Raw genomic sequence first — 10,457 nt, 5'->3', positions numbered from 1 at the left:
GGGGGGGGGGGGCCCCCCCGCCGGGGGGGGGCCCCCCCGCCTGTTCCACGGGTTCTGCCCGGACTCAGCCGACCAGGCGGAACTTGGTGGTCGGCACGCCCTGGATGCTGGCGCAGTCCAGGTTCGAGGTGGTGGCGCTGTAGGTCCAGCCGCGGGGGACGTCGCACGCCCACATGCCGCTGACCGGCGTGCGGAGGTGGAAGGTGGTGGAGGTTATGCCGCTTCCGTAGGACAGGCTGCAGGAGGTGCTGTGGCCGACGAAGTCATAGGTGAAGGCGGGGGTGCCCACGCAGGCGGTCAGGCCGTCGTACGGGGTGCGCAGGTGGTAGGCGTTGGAGATCACACCGGACTGCTGGCTGCACGCGTAGCCCCAGGAGACGGAGTCGTAGACGAAGGCCGGCGTGCTGATGCACGCGGTCAGCCCGTCGACGGGCGTACGCAGGTGGAACTGCGGCGAGTTCCACGAGCCGCCGCCGCTGCAGCTGCGGTTCATGGACACCTGGTCGTAGACGTAGCCGGCCGGGACGTCACAGGCCCAGACGCCGTCCAGACCGGTGGTGGTGGTCGTGGCGGCGGAGGCGGGCGTGGTGGCGGCCGCGCCCGAGAGCAGCAGTGCCAGCGCGGCGAGGGCCGCGAGCAGGGCGGACCTGACGGAGCGTGCGGTTCGTGCGACGGTCATGGTTCACCTTCGGTGGAGGAGTGGCCGAACGGATGCACGTACTGACGGCGGCAGTCGCGGGTGAGCGTTCACTGCCGTCGAAGGTTCTAGCACGCACGGTGACCCGTCAGCTCTCTGCTCCATCCCGGATTGATCATCCCGCCGACCGCCGTCTAGGCACCTGTGCGCGGTTCCTCCGGTTCATGTCAGCCGATCGTCGTCGCCGCCACCGTCTGCCGAGTCCGGTGCAGGCGTTGTGCGCGCCCACCGTCCGAGGACCGCTTCGGACGACCGGCCGTAGCCGTACCTCGGCGCCCGGCGTCGTCCAGGTTGCCCAGGGGCCCGGGTCGGAGCGCTTCGACAGCCCCATGTCGCATGGGTCTCCCGGAATCGCTGTGCCAGACCGGCTCGGCCCCTGACCCCGGCGCTTCCCGACCGGGCACCGCACTATCGGCGGGCGAGTCGAGGACCGGAAGGCCGGGGTTCCGGCTGTGGCGGCAGCCGGGCGATGGGGCAGGATTGGCAGTCCGTTCGGATCCGGGCATCCGATCCAGCGAAGCTGCACACGAACACGACCTGACAGGCGACAAGGTGACGACACAGCACGTACGGCGGCCGACGACGGCCCTCTGCCCCGCCCTCCACGCTGCGGGGGCGGGACGGTGACCCGGGACCTGGTCCTGCACGACTGGGTGGTGGCCGGCATCGCGCTGGCTTCCGGCTGTGTGGCCGGTCTGGTGCTGCGGGCTCTGATGAAATGGCTGGGCAAGCACGCCAGCAGGACCAAGTGGAGCGGGGACGACGTCATCGTCGACGCCTTGCGCACCATCCTCCCCTGGGCGGCCGTGGTCGCCGGGGCCGAGGTGGCCGCTTCGGCCCTGCCGCTCACCGCGCGGATCGGGGCGCTGGTCGGCCAGTCGCTGACGGCCGTGCTCATCGTCATCGCGACGCTCAGCGCGGCCCGGGTGGTGGCCGGCCTGGTGCAGTCGGTGGCCGCGTCCCGCACGGGCGTCGCGGCGTCCGCGTCCATCTTCGTCAACATCACCCGGGTCGTGGTGCTGTCGATGGGCGTCCTCGTGGCCCTGGAGACCCTCGGGGTGTCCATCGCCCCGCTGGTCACCGCCCTCGGGGTGGGCGGTCTCGCGGTCGCGCTGGCGTTGCAGGACACCCTCGCCAACCTCTTCGCGGGTGTGCACATCCTCGCCTCGAAGACGGTCCAGCCAGGTGACTACATCCGGCTCACCAGCGGGGAGGAGGGATACGTCGTCGACATCAACTGGCGCAACAGCGTGGTGCGCAACCTGTCGAACAACCTGGTGATCATCCCCAACGGCCGCCTGGCGCGAACGAACATGACGAACTACTCCCAGCCCGAGCAGAAGCTGTCGATCCTGGTCCAGGTCGGGGTCGGCTACGACAGCGACCTGGAGCACGTGGAGAGGGTCACCCTCGATGTCGTCGACAGCGTGATGGCCGACGTCAGCGGTGGCGTGCCCGACCACGAGGCCGCCGTCCGCTTCCACACCTTCGCCGACTCCAGGATCAACTTCACGGTGATCCTGGGCGTCGGTGAGTTCAGCGACCAGTACCGGATCAAGCACGAGTTCATCAAGCGCCTGCACCAGCGGTACCGGACGGAGGGCATCTCGATCCCCGCGCCCACGCGCACGGTCTCGCTCCAGCAGGACGGGCCTGGCGCACCGTCGCCCCTCCCGCCGGTTCCGCACCAGTGGGAAGAGGCGTCCGAGGTGCTTCGGACCGGCGGCGGTAGCCGGCGCGGGGAGAGAGGGGATACCAGTCGCTGAGTGCCCGGTTGCCGGTGATGATCAGCGAGCGTCCCTGGCGTTCGGAGCCAACTTCGTAGAGGTCGTCGAAGGTGGGAGTACTAGATGCTCTGCAGTTCCTTCACCAGCGCGGTGCCGCCCGGGATGCCCCAGCCGGTGACGGCGTCGTAACCGGTCTTGACCGGGTATCCCGGCGACGGGGGATCGGATCCGTTGTCGTGGCCGGTCGAGATGTCGCGGCAGACGGCTTGGCCGACTGTCTGCCCGTTGATGCTCCTGTAGAGCAGGGGGGTGAGGAAGCGCTGCCGTTTGCCGGCCGGCAGTGCGGCGTCGACGCGGGCGATCAGTGCGGCCCACACCGGGGTGGCGGCGCTGGTGCCGCCGAGGGCCTGGGGCTGACCCTCGAACAACAAGTCGTATCCGGGGGCGCCGGCGAGCGCGGCCACGTCCGGTACGACCCGCCCTCTGGGGGCGTTCCCGTTCAGTGGTGCCACGTCGATGTTCTTCTGCCACTGCGGGGGCCCGACGATGGCACTGACGCCGCCCCCGCTCGCGCCGCCGCCGCCGTTTCGGCGACCCGGCGCTTCCCACCAGGCCACTTCCTGGCCGGTGGAGCTGATCTCGGTGCCGCCGACGGCGAGGACGAACTCGCTGCTGGACGGGAAGCTGACGTGGGCAGCGCCGTCCTCGACCTGAGCCCCGGCTCCGTCGTCACCGGAGGCGACGCAGACGGTGATCCCGAGGCCTGCCGCACCCTCAAGGCGCTTGTAGACCTCGTCACGGGCGGCTGGGGAGAGTTGGGGATCCGCTTCCATGAGCCCGTAACTGACCGAGAGAGTCACCGGCCGGTCCGCGATGGCCTGGTCGATCAGATCGATCCATCCCTTCTGGGTCCATGGGACGAAGTAGACGGGGATCTGGGCCGCCGGGCAGAGGCCGGCGATGATCTCCACGTCCATCATCACCTCGCCCGCGCCGTCTTCGGCTTGCGGTGAGAGCTGCCGGACGGCGTGGAGGGTCTGGGGCGGCTGAAAGCCGAGGGGCACGAGATCGACGTGCGGTGCGGGGAGGTTGTGGCTGTCGCAGAAGGCCTGCAGATCGTTGCCGAAGTAGCCGCACGGGGCGAACTCGGCGATCCCGATCTTCTGGCCTTCCCCGAGGCCGTCCGGGAAGTCGTAGTGGCGTTCGAGGTCTGCCGGCGTGAACGGTCCTTGGACGCCAGTAGACGTGGCCTGTGTGGCGGCCCGCCGTGCCACCCGCCGCTCGTCCAGGCCGAAGACACCGGTCACGACCCCTGCTAGCTCGGACGGGATCTTCAACACGCCCTCGCGGGCGCGGAGTTCGCCTTGCTCGGGGCTGCGGTAGATGCCGAGGTCCGTCTGGAAGGCGGCGTTCATGGCGCTCACCGGGCCGCTGGCCACGACACTGCCGGGCTGGAGCCGGACCTCGTCGACCGTGAGTCCGTAGCGTTCCAGGACGGCCTTGGTCTTCTCGGCGTCCTCACGCCGCTCGCGGGGGATCCGGTCATCGGTGACCACCTTCCCGCGAAGGGTGACGGTCACGCTCACCGGAGCCTGGGCGTCCGCGTCCGCCACTCGGGTCGCATCGGCCATGGAGGGCCGTTTGCTTCCTTCCAGCACCACATGTTGCTCAGTCATCGTCGTCTCCTTGGGCCGATTGGTGCTCGACAGCCCCCTGACGTCGACTCACGGCCAGGCGTCGACCACTCGAAGATGTCCAGCGGGTCGTCGATCCCCACGGCCTCCAGGCTTCGCACCGGCGACCCTGTCCGTCCTGGCGGCCGTCGTCCGGCCCGGCGCTGGAAGGATCGGCGGGTGACCGACAGCCAGCAGCACGTGGACGTTATGAGGCAATTAAGGCAGTTCGGGTAGTTCGGATACGTTCGCGCGGTGAAGTCGCCGCCCGCCGTCCTGCCGATGAGACGGGACGGTGCGACCGGGGTGTCGAAGCCGATCGCCGCGACGCGGAGGAGAGAAATTCCGATGTCGGAGCTCACCGTGTGCGGCTGGTCCAGAACGAATGTGTTCCGCCCGTCGAGCCCAGTCGGATGTTCCGTTTCGAATGCGAGATCATTGAATTGCTGAATAGTCTCCGATCCGTCCCCTGCGTGAAAGGTGCGGATCCGGCCGAAACCGGGGTCGGTCATGAAGAGAACAGAGACTTTCCGCGGTAGCGTGCGGGGTGGTTGACGATCACCGGTGTCGGGACGGTGATGCGAAACCAGCTGGACTTCCCGGCGTTGACGGCCGTGTCGCAACCCCGCCCGGAGCGTCCGATCCGCGCGAGGCCCTCCGGCGGCTCCACTGTGACGGCGTTCCCGTGACTCCGACTCGCGTACGGCGCCATGACATCACTTCCTCGGTTCCATGGCGCGCGATGTCGGCGCTCGACGTCAGCACAGCCTTCGCGACCGGCTGTCGCCTGACGTGCTGCCAATTTTCGCGGTACATTGCGTTCGATTGGCCTCGTCGCCAGTCTCGCACCCTGGCGGTGCATCTTCAAGGGGATGTTGCGCCGCCTGTCCGGGTATTACATGTAGCTACTTTTCTCGGAATTTTTAACGGATTGTGATCGATCCTGAACCGGGTCAGGGCAGCGACCAGAACCGGGTCGTCACGAGGTAGAAGACGACGGCCCAGAACGCGATCACCGCAGCGACGATGCCGAGGCCGACGAGGTTGGTCCTCGCCGCGGGTTCGTCCGGTGACGGCCGCAGCCACCGTCGGAGCAGCGGGTTCACGTAGTAGGGCATCGTGAAGAAGCTCATGATGAAGCTCGACAGCAGGTTGCCCACCAGCAGCCCGAGCCAGAGCGGCATCTTCAGCGGCGACAGGGCGAGCGTCAGCAGCACCACGGTCGGGTACAGGCCGACCCAGACCGCCACGGCGGTCTTGGTTTCCGAGGGGGGCAGCGCTTGCCGGTGGTCGCCTTCGAAGGCGAACCAGCTGCCGAACGAGTTGTCGATCGTGCGCAGTTCGAAGGCGTTGAACTCCTCGCCCTCGGTAAGGAGTTCCTGCCGCTTGGCCGACGTCAGCCAGGCGTCGAGGTGTTCGGCGGTGTCGAACCGGTACAGCGTGGTCCACTCGTCCTGAAGCCCCTCGATCGGGCGGAAGAGCTCGGTTCCGCGGAAGCCCTCGAACGTGCTCTCCTCCTGGCTCATGCGCTCCTGCCAGGCCAGGAAGTCGTCGACGCGGCGCGGGTCGACCCGATGGGTGACCACCACGGTCACCAGCGGGTCCGCTGTCCGAGTGCCGCCGGTGACGACCTGCTGGGTCGCCGGGCCGTCGAAGTACTTGCTGCCGGCATCGAGAAAGCGCTGCCGGGTCGCGCTGTTGATCCACACCTGCATGTGGGCGATCGAGTCGAACCGGTAGACGACGACCCAGTCGGGTTGCCGGGGCGTCGGTGGGCAGATCTCGGCGCTGATGAACCCGGCGTAGCGGGCGGCGGCGGCGTTGACGTCCTCCTGCCACGTCTCGAACTCCCGGTCCAGTCCGGGCAGGACCTTCTGGCCGATGATCGCCGTTGCCGCGGCGTCCCCGTGCCGGCCGCTGTCCGGGTGCCTGTCCGTGGTCATGTGCTCAGGCCGTCGGCACCGTCCGGCTCTCGTTGAGCCGGCCGTAGATCCGTTCCGGGGTCAGGGGCAGCGCGCGGAACCGGACGCCCGTGGCGTCGTGGAGCGCATTCGCCAGCGCGGGGGCCACCGGATTGATGCAGCACTCCGCGATCCCCTTCGAGCGCATCGGTCCGACCGAGTCCGAGGAGGCCACAGTGAGCACGTCGGTACGGGGGATGTCGGCGTAGGCGGGGATGCGGTAGTTGCGGAAGTTCGGGTTGACCATGACACCGTCGGCGTCGACGAGGTAGTTCTCGGTCAGTGTGAAGCCGATGCCCTGGGCGACACCGCCCTCCACCTGTCCCCGGACCTGCGCGGGGTTGATGACGGCGCCGGCGTCGGTCGCCTGGACGCTGTGGAGGATGCGGATCTCGCCCGTCACGGGGTGGACGGCGATCCGGAAGCCCTGCGTGTTGGAGGCGATGCTTCGGGGGGAGCCGTAGGCCTTGCGGGCGGCGGTGAAGCGGATGCCGCGTGCGCGGGCCAGCGCGACGAGCTCGGCCAGCGTCACCCGCCGGTCGCCGCACACGACGCCGTCGTCGTCCATCGAGCACAGCACGACGTGGACGCCCGTGTGGGCGGCGGCGAACTCCAGGATCCGGTCGCGTACGGCGTTGGCCGCCCGGAGCACCGCGTTGCCCGCCACGAAGAGGCCCGCACTCGCGAAGGCGCCGGTGTCGAAGCCCGTGCGGTCGGTGTCGGACTGCACCAGGCGGATCCGCGACGGCGTCGTGCCCAGCTGGTTGGCCGCGATCTGGACATGGGCGGTGGGAGTGCCCTGGCCGAACTCGACCGTTCCCACGGCCAGCTCGTACCGGAGGTCGTCGCCGAGCGTGACCCAGGCCTCCGAGATGTGATCGGTCGGGGGCGCGGTCTCGTGCAGGGAACTCGCCACGCCGACCCCGACGAGCCACCCGGGGCCGGGGGACGGCTGATCGGCCGTACGGGCCAGGGCGTCGTCCACGAGGTCGATGCACTGCGCGAGCCCGTCCTCGGTGAACAGCAGGTCGTCGGGGCCCTCGTGCAGGGCGACGAGCGGATCACCGGGGCGCACGATGTTGCGCCGCCGCAGTTCGAGCGGATCGAGGTGCAGGGCGCGGGCCAGTTCGTCCATCGCCGACTCCACGGCGAACGCCGGCTGCGTCATCCCGTAGCCGCGCAGCGCCCCGCTCGGAACGGTGTTCGTGTAGACGGCGAAGGCGTCGTACTTCTTGTTGGGACAGCGGTAGATCATGCCCGCCGCGCCACCCGCGAACAGCGTCTCGCCGCCGTGGTTGCCGTAAGCGCCGGTGTTCGACACGTTGCGGACCTGGAACGCCGTGAGCGTCCCGTCCGCCTTCGCGCCGAGCCTGACCGTCAGCGTCATCGGATGCCGGGGCGAGGCCGTGGTGAACTCCTCCTCGCGGGTGTACTCGAAGCAGACGGGCCGCCCGGTGTCCAGAGTGGCGAGCGCGGCCAGATCCTCCGAGAACACCTCCTGCTTGCCGCCGAAGGCGCCGCCCACACGCTTGCAGAACACACGGAGCTGGTCCGGGCGCAGCGCGAACAGGTAGGCGAGTTTGACCTTCGCGATCGACGGCGACTGCGAACTGGTGCGGACGTTCAGGCGGCCGTCCTCCATCCAGGCGATCGAGCCGTGGGTTTCGAGGTGCGCCTGCTGGACGCGCGGTGAGGAGTACGTGCCCTCGTGGATCACGTCGGCCTCGGCGAACCCCGCGTCGACATCGCCGATGTGCTCGTGGAGTTCCACCAGGATGTTGTGCCGGGGGTCGCGGACGAAGGGGTCGTGCGAGCCGTGCAGCTGCGGCGCCCCCTCGGCCATCGCCTCTTCGGGGTCGAAGACGGCCGGCAGCACCTCGTACTCGACGGCGACCCGTCGGCAGCCCTCCTCGGCCGCTCCCGGCGTGTCTGCCAGCACCGCGACGACCCGCTGGCCGACGAAGCGCACCGTGTCGTCGAGGATGAAGGTGTCGTCCGGGTCGACGAGGTGGTCCGTGTGGATCGCCGTGGTGAAACGCCTGCGCGGCACGTCCTCCCAGGTGTAGACGCGATGCACGCCGGGAACCGCGAGCGCGGCGGTCCTGTCGATCGAGACGATCCGGGCGTGCGCGTGCGGCGAGTGCAGCACCTTGAGGTGCAGCATGCCGTCGATGCGGGTGTCCATCGTGAACTCGGCGCGGCCGGTGACCACCTCCTCCGCGGCGGGCGGGCCGGCGCTCGTCCCCACGGCCTTCCCCGGGGCGGCCGTCTCGACACCGGCGACGCCCTTCAGGGCATCCTCGATCGCCCGGTAGCCGGTGCAGCGGCAGAGATTGCCCTTCAACGCCCTTGGCAGATCGGCCTTCTGGGCCTCGGTGAACGCCGCCGACGTCATGATCATCCCTGCGGTGCAGAAGCCGCACTGGAATCCCGGGGCGTCGCGGAACTGCCGCTGCACGGGGTGCAGATCGCCGGGTGACCCGAGGCCCTCGATCGTCGTCACCTCACGACCGTCCGCGCGGAACGCGGGGGTGATGCAGCTGTGGATCGGAGCGCCGTCCAACCACACCGTGCAGGCACCGCAGTCGCCGGCGTCGCAGCCCTTCTTGACGCCGTAGTGGCCGAGTGAGCGGAGGAAGGTGCGCAGGCACTGGCCGGGGTCCGGTTCCTCGTCGAACCGCCTGCCGTTCACGATGTAGGTCACGCCGGGCTCCCAGCCATGAGTTCGCGACGAATCTCTTCGGCGAAGTGCTGTGTCAGGTGACGGCGGTGGTCGGGGGTCCCGTTGGGATCCGCGAACCAGACGTCGGCGGGGACGACGTCGATGCTCTGCCGCAGGGTGCGGGCGTCGGGCACGGTGTCGAAGGCGAGGCGCACCGGCCGCGTCGTGCCGGCCGTGACGGTGAGCAGCAGGTCGTCCGCGCCGGGCGACTGCGTGCCGACGAGGAAGACCGTCGAACGGCCGAGCCGGGTCAGCGTGAAGCGGCGGTGCGCGGTGCGCTTCCTCAGCGCGCGCGCCGGAACGGTGATGCGCCGCAGGACCTCCCCGGGAGCCAGAACGTTCTGGTTGTCGCCGGTCACGAAGTCGAGGGCATCGACGACGCGCGCGGACCCGTCCGGAGCCCACAGCTCGTACCCCGCCTCCAGGGCGACCGTCAGCGTGATCATCGGGCCGGCCGGCAGGGACATGCAGATGTTGCCGCCGACGGTCGCCGAGTTCCACACCTTGAACGAGGCCAGGAACGCGTCGCAGCTCGTCGCGAAGAGAGCGCCCGCGATCCAGTCGTCCGGCGGCACGAAGGCGTACAGATCACGGATGGTGCACGTGGCGCCGATCTCAAGGCCCGTGTCGCTCGGCACGAGGGCATCCCAACGCAACGCCGTCAGGTCGATCAGGCGACGCAGGCCCGGCTGCTCCGTGGAGAACAGCCACGTTCCCCCGGCGAGCCAGGCGTCGCCCTCGCGCCAGTCCACGCCCGGTCGATCCGGCGGGCGGCGGACGACTTCGGTGATGGTGTTGAGATCCACGGGAATCGATCTCCCTTACGACGGTCACCGCGCGAGGGACCGCCACCGAACTCGACCGACCCGGGGAGCGGTGCCGCCGTTCGCGACCAGGACGGCACCGGGAGCGGCGCAACCCCGCGCGGCGGGATCGGACCCCGGCCGCCGCTGTCGGACACTGCCGCAGGAAGACCGGGCATGCGCGCGGATTCCCTACCGAGCCTATGCAGGGCGGGCCGGCCCCGCCATTTCAGCCACGTCCGGTGGCGGGCGTGGCGGAGGCGGATCCGGCGGCGGCCGTGGAGGTGTCCTGGGCGTCGCTCCCGTGTCGGCGCGGTGTGGCGGCGGTCTCAGTGCTGCCCCCGGCGTGGTGACCCAGTGTGACGGCGGGTGGCGTTGTCGGTGATGGCGGCGGGGGCTGGGGGGTGAGTGCCCTCACATCGGAATGTGAGACACGATGCCGGATAGTACTGTCCGTTTTGCACCCTTTTAATACTATTCGCCGGGTGTCTGGGGCATTCGCGCAGGCCGGGAGGGATCGGCGGGGACCGGCGCGTCGAGCATGCCGCCCCTCGAAGGGGTGCCGGCCGCTTCGGCTACGACGGCGGGTCGTAGCGAGGGGGTCTTGGCGGGGGCGGTTGCGGTCTGGCAACTTGGCATTCGTCGTCAGCCGCACCGGCTCCTGTCCCGCCGGTGAACGGCTTACTGCCAAGTCGCGCCCCGTGACCGTCATGGCCCCTGTCCGGCCACGGTCCAGGACGGGAGGCGACTTGGCCCAACCCGATTGAGGTCTTGCTCTCCATGCCCGCTTTCAAGCTCCGTATGCGCACCTCTGCCGTGATTCTCGCCGGCGCCGCCGGTGTGACCGCCCTGGGTGCCGCGGTGGTGCCCGCCG

At 69.6% G+C, this 10,457-nt stretch carries 6 protein-coding genes; 1 reads left to right on the top strand and 5 read right to left on the bottom strand.

Annotated elements, in window-relative coordinates:
- Positions 1-64 precede the first annotated feature (64 nt).
- A complete protein-coding gene (locus ACFV1W_RS39000) occupies positions 65-679 on the bottom strand; it encodes a hypothetical protein (RefSeq protein ID WP_380422148.1) in 615 nt (204 codons plus the stop codon).
- Positions 680-1,320: 641 nt separating this feature from the next.
- Between ACFV1W_RS39000 and ACFV1W_RS38995 the strand changes: the two genes are divergently transcribed.
- Positions 1,321-2,463 carry a mechanosensitive ion channel family protein gene (locus ACFV1W_RS38995; protein WP_380422147.1) on the top strand — a complete coding sequence of 381 codons (1,143 nt, stop codon included), beginning with the start codon at positions 1,321-1,323 and terminating at the stop codon, positions 2,461-2,463.
- A gap of 80 nt (positions 2,464-2,543) precedes the next feature.
- On the opposite strand, the gene ACFV1W_RS38990 is transcribed toward ACFV1W_RS38995, so the two are convergent.
- The 4 genes from ACFV1W_RS38990 to ACFV1W_RS38975 form a co-directional block, all read right to left on the bottom strand.
- Complete coding sequence (locus ACFV1W_RS38990) at positions 2,544-4,100, bottom strand: protease pro-enzyme activation domain-containing protein (RefSeq protein ID WP_380422145.1); 1,557 nt, start codon at positions 4,098-4,100, stop codon at positions 2,544-2,546.
- Positions 4,101-5,050: 950 nt separating this feature from the next.
- Positions 5,051-6,040: an antibiotic biosynthesis monooxygenase gene (locus ACFV1W_RS38985; RefSeq protein WP_380422143.1), complete on the bottom strand. Its 990-nt coding sequence runs from the start codon at positions 6,038-6,040 to the stop codon at positions 5,051-5,053.
- A gap of 4 nt (positions 6,041-6,044) precedes the next feature.
- Positions 6,045-8,762 carry a molybdopterin-dependent oxidoreductase gene (locus tag ACFV1W_RS38980; RefSeq protein ID WP_380422142.1) on the bottom strand — a complete coding sequence of 906 codons (2,718 nt, stop codon included), beginning with the start codon at positions 8,760-8,762 and terminating at the stop codon, positions 6,045-6,047.
- The gene (locus ACFV1W_RS38975; RefSeq protein WP_380422140.1) at positions 8,759-9,586 is read right to left on the bottom strand and encodes an FAD binding domain-containing protein; all 828 of its coding nucleotides are present in this window, start codon (positions 9,584-9,586) and stop codon (positions 8,759-8,761) included. The genes ACFV1W_RS38980 and ACFV1W_RS38975 overlap by 4 nt, the downstream gene beginning before the upstream one ends.
- Positions 9,587-10,457: the final 871 nt, after the last annotated feature.

Source organism: Kitasatospora sp. NPDC059648, assembly GCF_042734825.1.
Taxonomy (GTDB): Bacteria; Actinomycetota; Actinomycetes; order Streptomycetales; family Streptomycetaceae; genus Kitasatospora.
Note: the sequence above shows the minus strand (reverse complement) of the source record. Positions and strands in the feature narration are given on the sequence as shown.